Origin of the sequence: Alishewanella aestuarii B11 (assembly GCF_000280055.1) — a bacterium.
GTDB lineage: Bacteria > Pseudomonadota > Gammaproteobacteria > Enterobacterales > Alteromonadaceae > Alishewanella > Alishewanella aestuarii.
The window spans coordinates 18,323-36,286 of record NZ_ALAB01000026.1; the positions used below are offsets into that span (position 1 = coordinate 18,323).

Annotated in this window: 15 protein-coding genes; 9 read left to right on the plus strand and 6 right to left on the minus strand. The window is 51.4% G+C overall.

The window, feature by feature from the left end:
• Positions 1 to 175: 175 nt before the first annotated feature.
• On the plus strand, positions 176 to 1,114 hold the full coding sequence (locus tag AEST_RS09325; RefSeq protein ID WP_008608671.1) for a LysR family transcriptional regulator: 939 nt from the start codon (positions 176 to 178) through the stop codon (positions 1,112 to 1,114).
• 80 nt (positions 1,115 to 1,194) lie between these two features.
• Here AEST_RS09325 and aceB read toward each other — a convergent pair whose 3' ends face one another.
• The gene (aceB, locus tag AEST_RS09330) at positions 1,195 to 2,799 is read right to left on the minus strand and encodes a malate synthase A (protein WP_008608672.1); all 1,605 of its coding nucleotides are present in this window, start codon (positions 2,797 to 2,799) and stop codon (positions 1,195 to 1,197) included.
• A 202-nt stretch (positions 2,800 to 3,001) separates the two neighbouring features.
• Between aceB and AEST_RS09335 the strand changes: the two genes are divergently transcribed.
• Positions 3,002 to 3,652 carry a DUF2726 domain-containing protein gene (locus AEST_RS09335; protein ID WP_238534589.1) on the plus strand — a complete coding sequence of 217 codons (651 nt, stop codon included), beginning with the start codon at positions 3,002 to 3,004 and terminating at the stop codon, positions 3,650 to 3,652.
• A gap of 167 nt (positions 3,653 to 3,819) precedes the next feature.
• Positions 3,820 to 4,014, plus strand: coding sequence for a hypothetical protein (locus AEST_RS09340; RefSeq protein ID WP_008608675.1), 195 nt, complete (start codon positions 3,820 to 3,822; stop codon positions 4,012 to 4,014).
• A 51-nt stretch (positions 4,015 to 4,065) separates the two neighbouring features.
• Here AEST_RS09340 and AEST_RS09345 read toward each other — a convergent pair whose 3' ends face one another.
• The 5 genes from AEST_RS09345 to AEST_RS09365 all read right to left on the minus strand — a co-directional run bounded on the left by AEST_RS09345 (position 4,066) and on the right by AEST_RS09365 (position 7,987).
• Positions 4,066 to 5,622: a methyl-accepting chemotaxis protein gene (locus tag AEST_RS09345; protein ID WP_008608677.1), complete on the minus strand. Its 1,557-nt coding sequence runs from the start codon at positions 5,620 to 5,622 to the stop codon at positions 4,066 to 4,068.
• Positions 5,623 to 5,707: 85 nt separating this feature from the next.
• The gene (locus tag AEST_RS09350) at positions 5,708 to 6,052 is read right to left on the minus strand and encodes a HopJ type III effector protein (protein ID WP_008608679.1); all 345 of its coding nucleotides are present in this window, start codon (positions 6,050 to 6,052) and stop codon (positions 5,708 to 5,710) included.
• Between the two features lie 146 nt (positions 6,053 to 6,198).
• Entirely contained in the window at positions 6,199 to 6,438 is a 240-nt protein-coding gene (locus AEST_RS09355) for a hypothetical protein (protein ID WP_008608681.1), read from the minus strand.
• Positions 6,439 to 6,444: 6 nt separating this feature from the next.
• Complete coding sequence (locus AEST_RS09360; RefSeq protein WP_008608682.1) at positions 6,445 to 7,572, minus strand: ISAs1 family transposase; 1,128 nt, start codon at positions 7,570 to 7,572, stop codon at positions 6,445 to 6,447.
• 67 nt (positions 7,573 to 7,639) lie between these two features.
• On the minus strand, positions 7,640 to 7,987 hold the full coding sequence (locus AEST_RS09365) for an outer membrane protein, porin family (RefSeq protein ID WP_008608683.1): 348 nt from the start codon (positions 7,985 to 7,987) through the stop codon (positions 7,640 to 7,642).
• A gap of 203 nt (positions 7,988 to 8,190) precedes the next feature.
• On the opposite strand from AEST_RS09365, the gene AEST_RS09370 reads away from it, so the two are divergent.
• The 6 genes from AEST_RS09370 to miaB all read left to right on the plus strand — a co-directional run bounded on the left by AEST_RS09370 (position 8,191) and on the right by miaB (position 17,962).
• Positions 8,191 to 9,063: a pirin family protein gene (locus tag AEST_RS09370; RefSeq protein WP_008608684.1), complete on the plus strand. Its 873-nt coding sequence runs from the start codon at positions 8,191 to 8,193 to the stop codon at positions 9,061 to 9,063.
• Between the two features lie 74 nt (positions 9,064 to 9,137).
• Positions 9,138 to 9,848, plus strand: coding sequence for a 5'-methylthioadenosine/S-adenosylhomocysteine nucleosidase (mtnN, locus tag AEST_RS09375; protein WP_008608687.1), 711 nt, complete (start codon positions 9,138 to 9,140; stop codon positions 9,846 to 9,848).
• Positions 9,849 to 9,855: 7 nt separating this feature from the next.
• Positions 9,856 to 10,809, plus strand: a complete 954-nt coding sequence (locus AEST_RS09380) for a cobalamin biosynthesis protein (protein WP_008608688.1) — start codon at positions 9,856 to 9,858, stop codon at positions 10,807 to 10,809.
• 191 nt (positions 10,810 to 11,000) lie between these two features.
• On the plus strand, positions 11,001 to 15,518 hold the full coding sequence (locus tag AEST_RS09385; protein ID WP_008608689.1) for an EAL domain-containing protein: 4,518 nt from the start codon (positions 11,001 to 11,003) through the stop codon (positions 15,516 to 15,518).
• 78 nt (positions 15,519 to 15,596) lie between these two features.
• Complete coding sequence (locus tag AEST_RS09390; RefSeq protein ID WP_008608690.1) at positions 15,597 to 16,445, plus strand: DMT family transporter; 849 nt, start codon at positions 15,597 to 15,599, stop codon at positions 16,443 to 16,445.
• Between the two features lie 92 nt (positions 16,446 to 16,537).
• On the plus strand, positions 16,538 to 17,962 hold the full coding sequence (miaB, locus tag AEST_RS09395; protein WP_008608691.1) for a tRNA (N6-isopentenyl adenosine(37)-C2)-methylthiotransferase MiaB: 1,425 nt from the start codon (positions 16,538 to 16,540) through the stop codon (positions 17,960 to 17,962).
• Positions 17,963 to 17,964 lie beyond the last annotated feature (2 nt).

The window sequence follows — 17,964 nt, forward strand, 5'->3', positions numbered from 1 at the left end:
TAACTGTAACCGCTGTGGTGTGCTTTCAATATAGTTAACAAAACAAAGATTCATAAAGCTGATTTTCATGATGCCCATCATTTTTTTAGTGAATGGCAAAAACGGCTATTGGGTTCGCTTTGCAGCAATGCTATGATTCAGCGCAATAATGTACTGACAGCTGAGCATTTCAGATATGAATATCAACAAAATGGACCTCAACCTGCTGGTTTACCTAGATGTGCTGCTACGGGAGAAGAATGTGACCCGTGCCGCCAACCAGCTGAATATCACCCAGCCGGCGATGAGTAATGGCTTAAAACGACTGCGGGATTTACTCAACGATCCGATCCTGGTGCGCACCTCTGAGGGGATGGTGCCTACCGAGCGGGCGCGCGAATTAGCCCCTGTGGTACGCGGTGTTTTGCTAACCCTGGAAGAAACCTTACAACCGAACAAAGATTTTGAGCCGTCACAAAGTCGGCGCGTGTTCCGGATCATGGCCAGCGATTATGCGGCCTCGACGCTGATCCCAGCGCTGTTAAAAAAATTGCGGGTACAGGCGCCCTATACCAGTCTGGATATTATGACCCCGTCCGATGTGACCTTTCATGATGTGGAAAATGGCAAGGTCGATATGGCGATTAACCGCTTTGATCAATTACCGCAGTCGTTTCATCAGAAAACCGTCTGGCGCGATAGTTTTTCCTGCCTGCTAAACCGGCAAAACCCGGTGCTCTCGCACTTTAATCTGGATAGCTATCTGAAAGCGCAGCATATCTGGGTCAGTAAAACCGGCTTTGGTGTCGGCGTCGGTATGGATCCGAAAGATGTGCAAAAGCTCGGCTGGGTAGACGAAGCCCTGGCCAAACTGGGCAAACAACGCAATATCACCGTCTTTACCCGTAACTACCATGTGGCGATGCATCTGGCGGTAGGTATTGACCTGATTGCGACGCTGCCCAGCCGCGCCGCCCGTTTATACGAAAAAGATCCGACGATGGCGATTATGGACCCACCTTTTGCCATTCCGTCAATTGAACTGAAAATGATCTGGAGCCCTCTGCTGCATCAGGATGCCAGCCATATCTGGTTTCGCCGTCTGATCACCGAAACGGCAGATGAACTGAACTGACCTGAACTGGGTTAGACATAACATCGAAAAAGGCGCCACAGGGGCGCCTTGCACATCAGGTTTTTTCAGGTCTTGTTACATCAATCCAGCAGTTGATAAGCTGGCAGGGTCAGGAAGTCCACCAGTTCATCTGCTGTGGTAATGTCCAGCAATAAGGCTTTGGCGCGTTCAAAATTCTGGCTATGCCAGACCTCGGCGCCCACCTCGGCGAACACTACTTCGGCTTCTTGCTCCAGTAAGGTAGCAAAAAATGCTTTGGTGACCAGCTGACCATTACTCAGCTGCTTACCATGTTTGATCCACTGCCAGATCGAGGTTCTGGAAATCTCCGCCGTCGCAGCGTCTTCCATCAAACCATAGATCGGTACGCAACCCTTGCCGCTGATCCAGGCGGCAAGATATTGTAGCGCCACCCGGATATTGGTGCGCATCCCCTGCTCAGTGCGTTCACCATCACAAGGCGCCAGTAACTCAGCGGCCGTGACCGGCGCATCCTGCTCGCGCAGCACATGCAGTTGATTGGTTTTACCGCCAGTTAACACCTGGTCAAAGACCGCATTGGCGGTAGCTGCCAGCCCCGGATGGGCTACCCAGGTACCGTCATGGCCATTACTGGCTTCCAGCGTTTTATCGGCAGTCACCCGCTCTAAAATCGCGGCATTAGCCGCCGGATCCTTAGCCGGAATAAAAGCCGCCATACCGCCCATCGCCAGCGCACCGCGCTTATGACAGGTTTTGATCAGCAGTCGCGAGTAAGCACTTAAAAACGGCTTATTCATGGTCACGACCTGCCGATCTGGTAATACCCGATCCGGATGGTTATTTAAGGTCTTGATATAGCTAAAAATGTAATCCCAGCGCCCACAGTTCAGCGCGGCAATATGATCTTTCATCATATACAGGATCTCGTCCATCTCGAATACGGCTGGCAGGGTTTCGATCAGGATAGTGGCGCGGATGGTACCTGTCGCCACAGCAAACTTACGCTCGGTAAAATGGAAGATATCATCCCACCATTTCGCTTCCAGATGGCTTTGTAATTTCGGCAGGTAATAATACACGCCGGTACCTTTCGCCAGGCGGGTCTGATAGTTATGGTAAAAATACAGCGCAAAATCCAAAATGCTGCCCGGAATTTGCTCACCATCCAGCTCAATATGCTTTTCCCATAAGTGCAAACCGCGGACCCGGGCAATTAACAACGCCGGGTTGTCTTTTAACGCATAGTGTTTACCGCTTTGTGGATCGGTATAGCTGATAGTGCCCAGGTTAGCATCGCGCAGGTTGATCTGACCTTCAATCACACCATCCCAGCTCGGCGTTTGCGAGTCTTCAAAGTCCGCCATAAAGACTTTTACATCGGCATTCAAGGCGTTGATGATCATCTTGCGATCCACCGGACCAGTAATTTCCACCCGGCGATCCAGCAAATCGGCTGGTAGAGGCGCAACCTGCCAGGCGCCGTCGCGGATGGCTTGGGTTTCAGGCAGAAAATCAGGTAAGGCACCGGCATCAAATTGCGCCTGCCGCTCTGCCCGCGCTGCTAACAGGGCTTTTAACCGGGGCCGGAATAGCTGTACCAGCTCGCTGACAAATTGACAGGCCGGTTCAGTCAGGATTTGCTGATAGGCATCGCTGATCGGCGCTTTAATGGTTAAACCGCCACGGGTAATCGCTGTTGTCATGTTGCTGCCTCTGTACTGTTTCAGATGAAGTTACTATAAGCCGGATTTCTTCATAAAAGCCATTAATGGCGACTATGACAAGCATTCTTACAGAAAATATCAAAATAGCGGAAGCAACCATAATTGTGGCACAGCTTATGCTTAGAAATTACTACCTTAGTGGTCTTGTCAATTTTTCGTCGGAGGATGCATGGAATTTGTCATGCTGTTATTAGTTTTGCTGGTGGTGCTGGTTGCCCTGGTCGCCAGCCGTTTTATTGACAATAGCAATCCATTTCAGGTACAGGCTAAACCAAGCTTGTTTAGTCCGGTCGAGCGCTCCTTTCTGAGTTTGCTGGAAAAAGCCGCGGCAGCTGATTACAAAATATTGAATCGGGTGAAGCTGGCCGATGTACTGGAAGTACGGGACAGTGCTAATGACAAAACCCGGCGCAGCACCCTGTTAAAACTGAATGCCAAGTATCTGGATTTTATCCTGTGTGAGCCTGAATCGATGAAAGTAATCGCCGTAGTCGATCTGGTCAATGTACAGCACCGGGATGGTCATAAGGCGGTACCTGACTGGTTTGTCAGCGGTGCCCTGGAGGCAGCTGGTATCCCCTATCTGCGTATTGCCATTAAATCCGGTTATACTGTGACTGAATTACAGGCTGCACTGGCGCAAAAACTAGGCAAGCCCGCGCCTAAGGTTGAACCGACCTTAAAGGGTTTAGTGAAAAAGGGGCCAACCCGACCAATCCGCTCGTTAAAGCCCACTACCGCAACCTTAGCAGCGCCTGCCTTGCGGGCAGTACCGGCGCTTTCACACTCACAAATTAAAGCGCAGTCTACTGCGCTGATCCAAGCTTCTTAACGCACAGGAGAAATGAGTCACTCCGCGCTAAGATCGAATGCCGCCTGCTGCAACAGGCGGCATTCACCCTTTTATTCAGCCTGCTATTGTCCCTGCCGCTAAAAATAACTAAAGTTAAAAACAACCACGCCGATATAAGATCGCCGTTAAGCTAACCGGAGGGAAAAATGAGTCAATCCGTTGGCGCCCTGGCGTCTGCTCAGGCCTTTGAGGTACTGGGCGCTGTTATGGCCAAGAAACAACAGAATCAGCAAGCACAAATGACCAATTTATTGGTGCAAAGTGCAATGCAAACTGTTGAACAAACCTCAATGGCACAGCCGGTGGGGAATCTGGGTCAAAATATCAATATCTCGGTATAGTCACCGACAGGTCACGGCGACAGTAAGCTCAGTTTACTGTCGCCGCCCTTTTTACCGGCGTTTAAAGCGCACCACTAATTCGTGTAACTCGCGCGCAATATGCTGCATTTGCACTGTCGTTGCGGCGGATGCATCAGCCTGTTGCAGGCTTTGCGTGGAGAGATCGGCAATATTTACCACCTGCTGGTTAACACTTTCTGCAACATGTGCCTGTTGCTCAACCGCTGTCGCCATCTGTAGCGCCATCTGGGTAATCGCATTAACCGCTTCTGAGATACCATTTAGCATTTCGGCCGTTTGCCTGACTTGCTGTAAGCCACTTTCGGCGCCTTCCGTACCCGCAGCCGCCACCCGTACTGCATTAGTCGCCCGACTACCAAGCTCATTGATAATGCTATGAATTTCTTTGGTTGAGTGCTGGGTTCGCTGTGCCAGATTACGCACTTCATCGGCCACAACTGCAAAACCCCGTCCTTGCTCCCCGGCGCGTGCCGCCTCGATAGCGGCATTAAGTGCTAACAAATTGGTCTGCTCGGCAATTTGCTCAATCATTTGCGCCACCGAGGCAATTTTTTGGGTTTGCTCTGATACCTCCGCCACCGAGCTGGCAATCTCAGCCACCGTTTGCCGCAAATCCTCAATCACTTTGCGCGTGGTGCGGGCAGCATCCCGTCCCAGTGCCGCCAACTCATTAGCATGCTCAGCCCGGCCCGCCGTTTCCTGCACGTGCCCGGACACTTCATTGATGGTGGTGGTCATCTGATGCATCGCCGCAGCAGTCTGATCCGTTTCCTGCTGTTGTAAACGGATTTTCTGCCGACTGGCATCGGCTTGTTGTTGCCCCAGCTCCGCTTGCCCGGCAACAGATTTAGCCGCGTCTTCAATCCGGGTTAACACCGCCCCCAAATGCGCTTCCGAACTCATAATGCTGACTTTCAGTGCCCCGAGATCCGGCTCATCATCAGTAAAGGTTAACACCGCTAATTCATGCTTAAAGGCGTTGTGTAACAGGGTCTCCAGACTATGTAACGCGCTTTTTCGACTGTAGTGCGCTACCACGAAATGGCCTACCAACAAGGCCAGCAACAATACCGGGAGACCGACACCCGGCATCAGCCAGTAGCCAAGACCGACCGCGACCAGCGTTAGCAACATATAGGCTTTTTCGGCATTAAAATGCCAATGCCGGCTGGTATATTTGCCGGCGTTAATGGCCTTGTAAAGCTTATCGGCCCGTTCCACATTTTGCCGGCTGGGGCAGGAACGAACCGATTCATAACCAATTACCTTGCCATGTTCAGTTACCGGCGTGACATAAGCGTCCACCCAGTAATAATCGCCATTTTTACTGCGATTTTTTACCAACCCCATCCAGGGCCGGCCGGCTTTTAAATGCTCCCACATAATTTTATAGGCCAGCGGCGGCATATCCGGATGCCGCACTATATTATGCGGTTGGCCAATCAGTTCTTCGCGGGTAAAACCACTGATTTTGACAAAGTCATCATTACAGTGCTGTATCATGCCACGTAAATCGGTGGTGGAGATCAGTTTAACATCGGGGCTAAAGGTACGTTCGTGCTGGGTGACGGGTTGATTGATACGCATTAGTGCTCCTGCTTGCTTAACATCCTGATACCAAGCATAGCAAGCAGGTTTGGCTTCGCCAGTAAAAGCGAGAAAGATTATAGCGTTAAGTTTGTTTTAGCTGCAAAGCCGGCGCCGAAAAGCTCACCCCGGCCCAACCACTACGCTGAAAGTTGCGGATATTCTGGTGGTCAGTACCAGCCGGAGATTCCATTACCTGCCGGTAGTACTCACCGAATAATTGCAGCGTTTGCGCTTCCGACAATTGATGTAATTGTGCAAAGGCCAGAATTTTACAAGAACCGGTATTTTCGCCGGCAGCATTACTAAGTTCACCGTTTTGGAAGGCGACCGGTGTGAAATAATAATGTTGTTCAATTACCGCAATACTTTGCGCAAAACTGATACTATCCGGCTCAGTACTGAGTTGAATAAAAAAATCATCTAGCATGTGGCCCCTCCCGGCAACAATTGCAGAGGGCCCATCTTAAAAGCCTGCCCCACCAACTGCAATGCCCTTGACACTACCTTGGCAAATAAAATCTGGCACCAGCTGACAGAGCAGCAGGGGCTGCTGTCAGTCTGGCGCGGCTTAACTCAGAATTGATAAGAAACGCCAAGACGAAATTCGTTCTTTGCTGCACCACTGTTTAGTGCCAGGCTGCTGCGCACTGCCCAGTCGCGACTGAGATAAAAAGCAATACCCGCACCCAGACTACCGTAATTATCGGCTACAGTATGATAGGTGGCTTCGGTAAAGAGTTCGGCTTGGGGTGTCAGGGCATGTTTAACGCCGGCACCAAAGTAGAGACCGCTTTCATCCCAGGGCTCCCGCATGAGTGTTTAATTTTCAAACACTCTGCTGCTGAAACCAGCTTTTAAGACATCTTCCAAATAATCCGTTTTCATCCAGGCACGTTTTTGTTTTGCGGGGATGCTGCCTTTCGATGGCTCTGCTCTTAGCATATTTAAAGACCATTGCCGTAGTATTGACCAGTTTTCCGCCGCGTGATTCTGATAAATCTGGCAAGCATCTTCTTTCATGCTGACATCCAGCACCCAATGTAGGCTATTTTCAACGGCCCAATGAGCTCTAACCGCCTCGGCTAACTGTACTTCGTTCAGCTTGGCTGAACTGATGTAGTAACGATAAGTGAGTTCCGATTTTTTTCCTTTTACTTCCCGGTAACTTAGATTCATTCCAACGGTTTGCAGACCAACCCATTTACTAAAGTTTCCCTTCAGTTCGCTGGCGTCTTTTACATGGTAACTTCTTGCTTCTATTCGGCCTCGGTTCTTTTCTATGACAATCCCATCAAGAGGGCGACTTCGTTGCCCGGCAAATAACGCTTCTACTGCGTTGTATAACGTTCCCTGGTTTGCCTTAAGCGCCAACAGATAATCCCCATTCCCCTCTATCACTTGCTCTGCTATCGCCGTTTGACATCCCATCGCATCTATTGAAACCAGGGCGCCTTCAATATCCAGCAATCGAATCAGCTCTGGGATGGCTGTGATTTCATTCGATTTTTCCACGGTCTTCAGCTGCCCCAACACCACTTTGTTCGCACAAGCAAAGGCGTTCACCATATGGATGGTCGATTTTCTGTCTTCTGGTGCATAAGAGCTACGTAGCGTTTTGCCATCTATGGCAATCACTTCTCCCTGCGTTAGCTTGTGCACCGCTTGCATCCAGTCGATAAAACATTGCCTGAATTGTTCCGGAGCAATTTTGGAAATAATACGCGCTATCGTGTCATCTACCGGGACGCCATCACTTAAAAAACCTTGTTTCTGAAACCACTCGTGATGACCTTTAGCATAATCATGGATCTCCGACCATCCCTCTGCGCCTGCAATCACGCCACATAAGGTCACGAATAAAACATCAGATAAAGGATAGGTAACTTTTGCAGACTGACGGTTGTCGATGATGGTGTCAAAGTGTGTAGTAAAGAGTTCAAGGTACATGGCATGCTTCCAAAAAAGGAGTATATGATCACAACTAGATCAGATCGTCAAACTGATCGTTTATTGTTTAAAAAACGTTCGCGATCTCGCCCTGGCTTTCATCCGCATCGCCGGAATAAGAATTCACACCCGCCAGCAGATAGGTTTGGCTTTGCGGTGAGAAATCCAGCTTAAAGCCGGTTAAATAAGCCACCCCCAGATCGACAACATTGAAATCAGCCCGGCCCCGTGATTGCCGACTGTAATCGGCACGCAAAACCCAGTTAGGCGCGAACTGCACTGAGCCACCGATATAAGGGCCATCGCCGCCAGCATCAGTATAGCCGGCACCAATATAATTCCAGCGGATATTAGCTTCAGCGGGCACCAGCGTCAGTGCACTAAGCACAGTAAGAGCAATAAACGTCTTGTTCATATCACAACTCCAGATAAAGGTTGCTGCGCTAAATTAGCGCTTTACACAGGGACCTAATTTAGCCGGCTAGCCTTAACCGGCTATGAATCGCGGCTAAGTGGCGAGATAGTTCTAGATAAGCGAACAAAGACTGCCGAATTTTGCACTTATCTTTCGAATGATTATCAGATTTAATAGCACCAACAACTTAACCGGAGGTGACTATGCGTAGCATCAAACAACTGATCTCAGCCGTTACTGTATCGGACGGTGCTGGAGTAAAAATCAAACGTAGTCTGGGACAACAACCGCAACTGCGGTTAGATCCCTTCCTGATGCTGGATTGTTTCGGCTCGGAGCACGCCAGTGACTATATTGCCGGCTTTCCGGCTCACCCACACCGGGGCTTTGAAACGGTCACCTATATGCTGGATGGTCATATGTTGCATGAAGACCACCTGGGTAATAAAGGCCATCTGAAGAGTGGTGGTGTGCAATGGATGACGGCCGGCCGCGGTATTATCCACTCCGAAATGCCACAGCAGGAATCAGGCCTGATGCGCGGTTTTCAGTTATGGCTGAATTTACCCGCCGCTGAAAAAATGAAAGACGCAGCTTATGTTGATATCGCCCCTGAGCAGATCCCGACAGCTCAGCTTGCAGCAGGGATCAGCGCAAAAGTTATCGCAGGAGTCCTAGAACAGCCAGGGCAGCAATGGGCTGGTCCAATTCAAGGTCTGAGCACAGCACCGCTGTATTTTGATTTTACTGTCGAGGCGGGTGCTAGCCTCAGTATTCCGGTACCGGATGGTCACAATGTGCTGCTTTACCCTTTTAGTGGCGAAATCAGCGTGACGGGTAGTAAAGTCAAAGAGCATCATGCTGCGGTGCTGGGAACCTCAGGCGATGTCGAGTTCACGGCACTGACCTCCTGCCGGGTGCTGCTTCTGGCTGCTAAACCTATTAACGAGCCTATTGTGCAATATGGTCCCTTTGTTATGAATAGTGTGGAGGAAATTGAGCAAGCGATCCGCGACTATCAGAGTGGCCGTTTAACGTCCGGCAAGCCGGCGCAGAGCATCCGCTTACATCAATAGACCGTTTAGAAAGCCGGTGCTTTTCCGGGGCACTGGCTTTATAATATTGTTTTCGACTAATCCGGATTCAACACATGCAACTGATTGGTATTATTGGGGCGATGGAGCAGGAAGTCGCCCTGCTAAAACAACAAATTAACCAGGTTCGTACCGAGCAGCTGGGCGGCTATACCTTTTATTTGGGTGAACTGGCCGGCAAACAGGTGGTGCTGGTGCAATCAGGCATCGGTAAAGTTGCTGCGGCTGTGGCGACGACGCTGATGATTTGTCAGTTCAAACCCGACTGTATTATTAACACTGGCTCAGCAGGCGGTTTTGATCCGGAGTTGAATGTCGGCGATGTGGTGATCAGTACCGAGGTCCGGCATCATGATGTCGATGTCACGGCCTTTGGTTACGAGTTAGGTCAGGTGCCACAGATGCCACCGGCCTTTATCGCGCATCCGGCGCTGGTACGGGCCGCAGAGCAAAGCATCAGTACCCTGGGTTTTTGTAAAACCAAGAAAGGGCTGATTGCTACCGGTGATAGTTTTATGTGCGATCCGGAGCGGATTGCCCGCACCCGCACACAATTTCCAGAGATGCTGGCAGTAGAAATGGAAGGCGCCGCCATTGCACAAAGCTGTTATATGCTGCAAACCCCCTTCGTTGTGATCCGCAGCCTCAGCGATATTGCCGGCAAAGAATCGCCGCAATCCTTTGATGCCTATCTTGAAGTTGCCTCCAAGCACAGCTCTGCCATGGTGCTGGAGTTACTGGCAGCAGTTGGCGACTTAACGTTGTAACTGACGGATGGCCGAATCGCTGCTGTTTGCCGCAGCACTTTGCGCGATCAGTTTGCTGGCTGCCTGGCTGCTGCCGGTCAGCCTGCAACTGCACCCGGTTAGCCTGGTCGCCCGCTTCTGTCAGAAACTGGCGCTGAAAGTCCATCCCGATGCCCGGCGTCCCGCAGCACAACAGCGTCTTGCCGGTTTGCTGGCGCTGTTGTTAGTGCTGAGTCTCCCCTTGCTATTGTGGTATGGCTTCTATCTGATGTCATCCTGGCCCCTGTTACTGGATGCCATTATCTTACTCTGCTGTTTTAGCTGGGCCGGCTACCGCCAGCTGGGACTATCGTTGTGCCGCCAGCTGGAGCAAGGGCAATTGGCCCAAGCCAGGCAACAAGCTCAACTACTGCTATTGCGCGATAGCAAAGCGCTCAGTCAGTTAGGGTTGGTAAAGGCCGCGCTGGAGAGCCTGACCGTACGCTTTCAGCAACAGGTTGTGGCGATCATCTTCTGGTACCTTATTGCCGGTGCCGCCGGCGCCCTGTGCTGTCGCTTATGCCAGATAGCCAGTCAGCAGTGGTCAGTTAAACGGCCTGAGTTCCGGGAATTTGGCCGTGCCGCGGCGCTGTGCAGCCGCCTGTTTAATGTGCCAGCTTATCTGCTTGGCGCCATTTTGTTGCACCTGCAAAGTATTGGCCGTCAGGCACAAGCTCCGGTAGAGCGGACTGAGGGTAAAGCCTTTCCTGTTAGCCGCCGCCTGTTGTTACAGCAACTTAGCCGTACCCTAAAGGTAAGTCTGGGCGGTCCGGCTCGTTATCAGCAACATGAAGTTCGCCGGCCACGCCTACAACAACGCTATGAGCCGGTGGTCGCAGATGTCAGACGGCTGCTGACCCTGCTCGATTATCAGCTCTATATCTGGCTGCTGTTACTGTGCCTGTGCTGTTGCCTGCTATGGTTTGTCGCAATGCCAGGCTAAACCTCTGCGCCGACAGATCACTTAGCGTATCGCGACAGACTGGACAAACCCTGTCTGCTCGTTATATGTTGCTTAGCCGACTCAGGTAGCTTTGCTATCAGCCTGAGTTCGCCGGCGCTGTCTTTTCAATACAATAGCCAGATATCAGAGCAGTGACGCAGCGCCGACCTGACCAGTGAAAGGAACAATTAGTGCGAACAGTCTTTGTTGCCTTGCTACTGCTGATCTGCAGCCAGCTGAGCGTGCAAGCGCAAACAACATTATTACCATTAACGCCGGAACAAGGCTTATCCAACGGCATGGTCAGAGATCTGCATCTGGATCGCCATGGTTTCCTGTGGATCGCCACGGCCGGCGGTATTAACCGTTATGATGGCAATCAGTTAATCGAACTGCACAGCAAAGACCATCGTCTGTCGGAAATTGCCTTTAACGATATTCTGGAAGATAGCCAGGGCCGGCTCTGGCTCAGTGCGGATCATACCGGTTTGTACCTCTATGACGTGCAAAGCGGTGATTTTGAGCTGTTTGTAAAAGCGCCGCGTGAACCCGGACATCCGGTAGAAGCCACCATCCTCACAGTTACTGAATTAGATGCTGAGCATTTACTATTTGTGGTGAATCAGGCCGTGTACCGGCTGCGTATTAAAGATCGGCAACTGGACAAGGTGTTCGATCTGGCGAATATTGGTTACCCCGCCGGCTGGATCCGCCATTTGCTGGTGCAACAGCAGCAGCTGTTTATCGCCGCCTTTAATGGCCTGATCCATCTGGACCTGAACAGCGGCGAGCATCATTACCTGCCACATTTGCCATCAACAATCACTACCCCAACCTCGGCACAACAACATACCAAGTTCCTCCTGGCAACAACCGAGCAGCTATATGTTGGTACTGTCAGCGGTCTCTACCGTATAGCGCGGCAGGATATCGACAAATTTCTGCACCATGGTACGCCATATCAGGCACAAACCCTGGTGGCAGAACGGAATATCTGGCATCTACGCTACCGCGGCGACAGTCTGCTACTCGCGACAGATAGCGGACTCTGGCAACTGACCGCCAGCCAAAGCGTCCCTGAATTATTACTGTGTTTTAGCCAAAGCAATCAGCAATTACAGGATAATACGCTGGTTGATATCGCCCTGGATAACGAAGGGGGGTTCTGGCTGGCAAACCGGGGCGAAGGCGTATTTTATTATCATCCGCAAACCGATGCCTTCCAGAGCTGGTCTGCGAACACCGGTTTTGCACTTAGCCACCCCAATGTACAGTCAATGACTGAATTGCAAGGTGATATCTGGCTGGCAACCCAGAATGGTTTAAACCGGCTTAATCCGCAAACTGCTGAAGTTAAACAGTACCTGGTGAATACGAATGCCGCACCCAGTCTGCACCAGGGCCGGATCCAGAAACTGGTCGCACATGCCGACAAACTGTATTTGCAGAGTTATTATGCCGGCTTGCAACGCTTTAACCCGGCCAGTGGTGAGTTAGAACCCATTGCCATTGCCCAGGCCGATCTGCTCGGTCCAGGGTTACATTCACTGTTTTATTTTCAGCGCACTTTTTACTTTGTGCAAAACAAGGCAATTTACCGGTACAACCCTGAACAAAACCAGATCACCGCGCTGGAACAGCTGACTGCCGCACTGCCAATGGAATACTTTGGTGAGTTTCTGGGTTCGGCCGACAATGGCAAAACCCTGTTACTCAGCACCTCAGACAAGCTGTGGCGTTATGATCCTGCCAGCGGAGACTTAGAACTGGTGTTCAGCCTGCCGGATCAGCGTCCGCAGTTAAACCGCTATGCCTCGACACTGCACCTCAGCGCCAATGGCGTGTTATGGCTTGGGATCAAGGGCGCAGGCTTATATGCTTTTCAACCCGACACCTTTGAATTACTGAAACATTTCTCAGTGCAATCCCAATTACGCAGTGACGAAATTCTGGCATTGACCAGTGATGCTGTGGGCGATCTCTGGTTTTCCTCACGCCATGGCCTGGCCAGAGTGGATACTACCAATCTGCAAGTTGAGTATTTTGGTAAAGCTGATGGTCTGGCATTCTACGATTTTAACCCGGATGCAGTGTTAAAATTGAGTGATGGTCGTCTGGCCTTTGGCGCCAAAAATGGCGTCATGCTGCTCTCCCCGGCGCAGGTGAATTACCAGCAGGTGCCACTGCGAGTCGTTATCACTGAGTTCGCCAACCTCGGTTTGCAACAGCCGGTAGCACAGGGCTTTTTAAATAATCGCAGCTTTACCCTGCCCTATAATCAAAGTGGCGTTCGTTTACAGTTCAGCGCTATGAGCTTTCAGCAAAATCACCGGCTGCGCTACCGTTTCTGGCTCAGCGGTCAACAGCAACAGCATACTGCCGAGCAACAAGGCAACCAGGTGATTTTTCCGCAACTGACACCGGGCCGCTATCAGTTTAATGTGCTGGCAATCTCCCCCCTGACCGGCGAACAAAGTGAAGTAGCCAGTCTGTGGCTGACTATCACCCCACCCTTATGGCGCTCTGTGCCGGCTTATCTGCTGTATACCTTAGTATTGATGCTGGCAGCCTTACTAGTTTGGCAGCGCCGGCGCCAGCAGCAGCTATTGCTAAGACGCGCCCATAAAGAACTGTTAAGCAGCGAACAGCGGCTCAATCAGGCGCTATCGTCGATTAACAGCGGCGCCTTTGAGTGGCAGGCCAGTAATAATAACCTGGAGTCTAACCGCCTGCCGAGAATGCTCGGCACCTCAGAGCTGATGAACCGCATTACCTGGCAACAACATTGCTCGCTGATCCACCCCGACGATCTGGCCAATGTTGAACAACAGTGGCAAAGAGTACTGGCTCAACCCGAGCTAATGCTGGATATCACCTATCGGATGCGCCATCAGGATGGCCGCTGGTTATGGTTCCGAGACCGGGGCCGGGTGATCGAACTGGACAGTGCTTTGCAGCCCAGCCGTGTCACCGGCACCTACAGCAACATTACCGAAACCAAGGCCAACGAAGAGAAAGCCCGGCTGTTTGGTGAAGCCTTCCAGCAAACCCGCGACTGGGTGGTGATCCTGGATACCCGGCAACGGGTGTTGGCGGCAAACCAGTCGTTCTGCCAGGCCTTTGGCGGTATCGAACCTTATCTTGACAGCCCGCGGGTGCATCATCTTGGGATCAGTCTGGTACGTCGCCGCTATTACACCCAGTTGCTGAAAACCATGGCCAAAGGCGATCACTGGCAGGGCGAAGAGCAGGTGATCACGCCTGATGGCCGCGAACGTCCGACCTTGATTAATATCAGTGCAGTCGGCGAACAGGACGTCAGTTTCTTTGTGTTGGTATTTACTGATATCACCGCACAAAAGGCAGCCGAGGACGAGTTACGCTATCTGGCCAACTATGATGCATTAACCGGCTTACCAAACCGGGCCCTGCTGATGGACCGCATTCTGCATGCGATCGAGCAGGCCAAACGCGAGCGGCGCTCACTGGCATTGTGTTTCCTTGATTTAGATAAGTTCAAACATATCAATGACTCTCTGGGCCATGATATCGGCGATCTGATGTTAAAAGAGGTTGCCCGGCGCCTGAAATTGACACTACGCGACAGCGATACGGTTGCCCGTTTGGGTGGCGATGAGTTTGTCGTATTGCTGGAGGGCTATAAGAGTAACGACAACATCAGTCATGTCGCCCGCAAAATGCTGCATACCATCAGTGAGCCGATGCAACTTGGCTCCGAGACCGTCGCCGTCTCACCCAGTATTGGCATCGCCATTTACCCGGATGATGCGTTAAATGGCACTGAGCTGATGAAGCATGCGGATGTCGCCATGTACCATGCCAAAGAAGCCGGGCGCAATAATTTCCAGTTCTTTATCCGGGAAATGAACGAAAAAGCCCATATGCAACTGGCGCGGGAAACCCGCTTACGCAGAGCCATAGCGCAGCAGGAGTTTGTTAATTTCTATCAACCGATTATCGACAGCCGCGAGCATAGTATTGTCGGTGCGGAAGTACTGTTACGCTGGCAAAGCAGCGACGGCATGATATCGCCGGCGGAATTTATTCCGTTAGCCGAAGATTTACGACTAATCGTCAATATGACGCAACAATTACTGGAACGGGCGCTGTCAGATCTGCAGCAATGGCGCCAGGCCGATTATGCACTCTATTTATCAGTCAATCTGACCACCCAACACTTGGAACAACCGGCACTGGCGGAAACCGTGCTGGCACTACTGAAAAAATACCGGTTACCAGCCCATGCACTGCGTTTTGAAATTACCGAAAGTGCGCTGATGCGCGATCAGCAAAGTGCGATCCGCACCATGCAATCACTTAGCGACGCCGGTATTAAGCTGGCGCTGGATGATTTTGGTACCGGCTACTCTTCACTGAAATACCTAAAAGAGCTGCCACTGGATGCGATTAAAATTGATCGCAGCTTTGTGCAGGACATCGGTATCGACCATAACGACGAAACCATTATTGATGCCATGCTTAGCATGGCCGGCAGTCTGGGGCTGTATTGCGTGGCGGAAGGGGTAGAAACCGAACAGCAGTTGGCGTTCTTTAATAAACGCCATTGCTATCTGATCCAGGGCTTCCTGTTTAGCAAACCCCTACCTGCCGATGCCCTGCTGGCGTTGCTGCAATCAGAACAATTTGCGCCGGCGCCTTACAGTGAAAACGAAAACTGGCAGATTTAAACGCTGTTTAGTCGCTGGTTCAGGCTTTTGTCACGATTCAGCGGTATACTGGCGGCTTTGTAATTCGCCGGATGCATTATGGCTCCCCATCTCGTTAAAGGTGCCCTGCTGTTATTGCTGGCCGAGGCCTGTTTTGCCGGCATTGGCGCTATCGTCAAATTTACCAGCGCCACCGCTAGTGAAGCCCAGGTGGTGTTTTTCCGTAATTTCTTTGCCTTGCTGCTAATGCTGCCGTTTTTGTTTAAACACGGTTTTAGCCTTCTGAAAACACGGCGTTGGTATCTGCATGCCAGCCGGGCCCTGACCGGCATTATTTCGATGTACTGCTTTTTCTATGTGCTGGCGCGCTTGCCACTGGCACAGGGCATGCTGGTGCTGCTACTTTCCCCTTTTATGGTGCCAATCATCGCCCGCTTCTGGCTAAAAGAGCGGCCCTCGCGCATCACGCTGGCCGGCATTGTGCTCGGTTTTGCCGGCGTGGTATTGGCATTACCCACCCCGGACCCTAATCTGAATCTGATCTTACTGGTGGCGCTGGCGTCTGCGATCCTGGTCGCGGTGACCAAAACCACTATCCGCTATATGTCTGATACCGAGCCGGCGGTGCGTATCGTCTTTTATTTTTCGCTGTTAACCGCTGTGCTGTCGGCGGTGCCGGTGCCTTTTTACTGGCAGCCGCTAAATACCGAAGTCTGGCTGGCATTTTTGGGCATGGGGGTGTTGGCCGCGGTAGGTCAGTTAGCGATGACCCGTGCCTATGCGATAGCGCCGGCCAGTGATATTGGCATGTGGACTTACAGCAGTGTGATCTTTGCCGGCGCCTTTGGTTACCTGTTCTGGCAGGAGCCGGTAACCATGAGCTGGGTTGCCGGAGTGCTGGTGATTTTCTACGCCGGTTATATCACTACGCGCCAGCGCTTACTCTGAATGGAATACTTTAGCGTGCTACTCTGGTACTGCGTCGTCAGACAGGCTAAAATACGCTCCCTTTTTTACAGGCGACAACACAGGCAAGAATAATGGGTAAGAAGCTGCATATTAAAACCTGGGGCTGCCAGATGAACGAATACGATTCATCGAAAATGGCGGACCTGCTGGATGCCACACATGGCTATACGCTGACCGAAGAGGCAGAAGAGGCTGATGTGATCTTGCTGAATACCTGCTCGATTCGTGAAAAGGCTCAGGAAAAGGTGTTTCACCAGCTGGGCCGTTGGCGGCCACTGAAAGAAAAGAATCCGGAGCTGATTATCGGTGTTGGCGGCTGCGTGGCGTCACAGGAAGGCAGTGCCATCCGTGAGCGGGCGCCCTTTGTTGATATCGTATTTGGCCCGCAAACCCTGCACCGGTTACCGGAAATGATCAATGCCGTGCGCGGTGACCGCTCACCGGTAGTTGATGTCTCCTTCCCGGAAATCGAGAAATTTGACCGTCTGCCAGAGCCAAAGGCCGAAGGTCCGACTGCTTTTGTCTCCATTATGGAAGGCTGTTCGAAATACTGTACCTTCTGCGTGGTGCCCTATACCCGCGGTGAAGAAGTCAGCCGGCCACTGGATGATGTGCTATTTGAAATTGCCCAACTGGCCCAACAAGGGGTACGTGAAGTCAACCTGCTGGGGCAAAACGTCAATGCTTACCGCGGCGCCACCCATGATGGCGGTATCTGTCATTTCTCTGAACTACTGCGCCTAGTAGCGGCCATCGACGGTATTGACCGTATTCGTTATACCACCTCGCATCCGGTGGAATTTACCGACGATATTATTGAAGTATATCGTGATGTGCCGGAGCTGGTAGACCATTTACACCTGCCGGTGCAGTCTGGCTCGGATCGAATTTTAACGCTGATGAAGCGCGGTCATACCGCACTGGAATATAAAGCGCAGATCCGTAAACTGAAGAAGATCCGCCCTAACCTCAGCATGTCATCCGATTTTATTATCGGCTTCCCCGGTGAAAGCGATGAAGATTTTCAGGCGACCATGGACCTGATCCAGGCGATTGATTTTGATATGAGCTTTAGCTTTATCTATAGCGCCCGCCCAGGTACGCCAGCCGCCGATCTGCCGGATGATGTCAGCGAAGACACCAAAAAGCAGCGCCTTTATATTCTGCAGGACCGGATTAACCAGCAGGCATTAAAAATCGCCCGTGGTATGCTGGGCACGGAACAGCGGATCCTGGTGGAAGGACCCTCGAAAAAGAATATTATGGAGCTGACCGGCCGTACCGAGAACAACCGGGTAGTGAATTTCGAAGGCTCACCCGAGATGATTGGTCAGTTTGTTGATGTTAAGATCACCGATGTATTCAGTAACTCATTGCGTGGTACTGTATTGCGAACTGAACAACAAATGGAGCTGCGCCGCCAGACCGCACCGGCACAAATTCTGGCCCGGCAGCCAAAAACTGATGAGCTAGGCGTGACCGCATACATCCCCTAAGC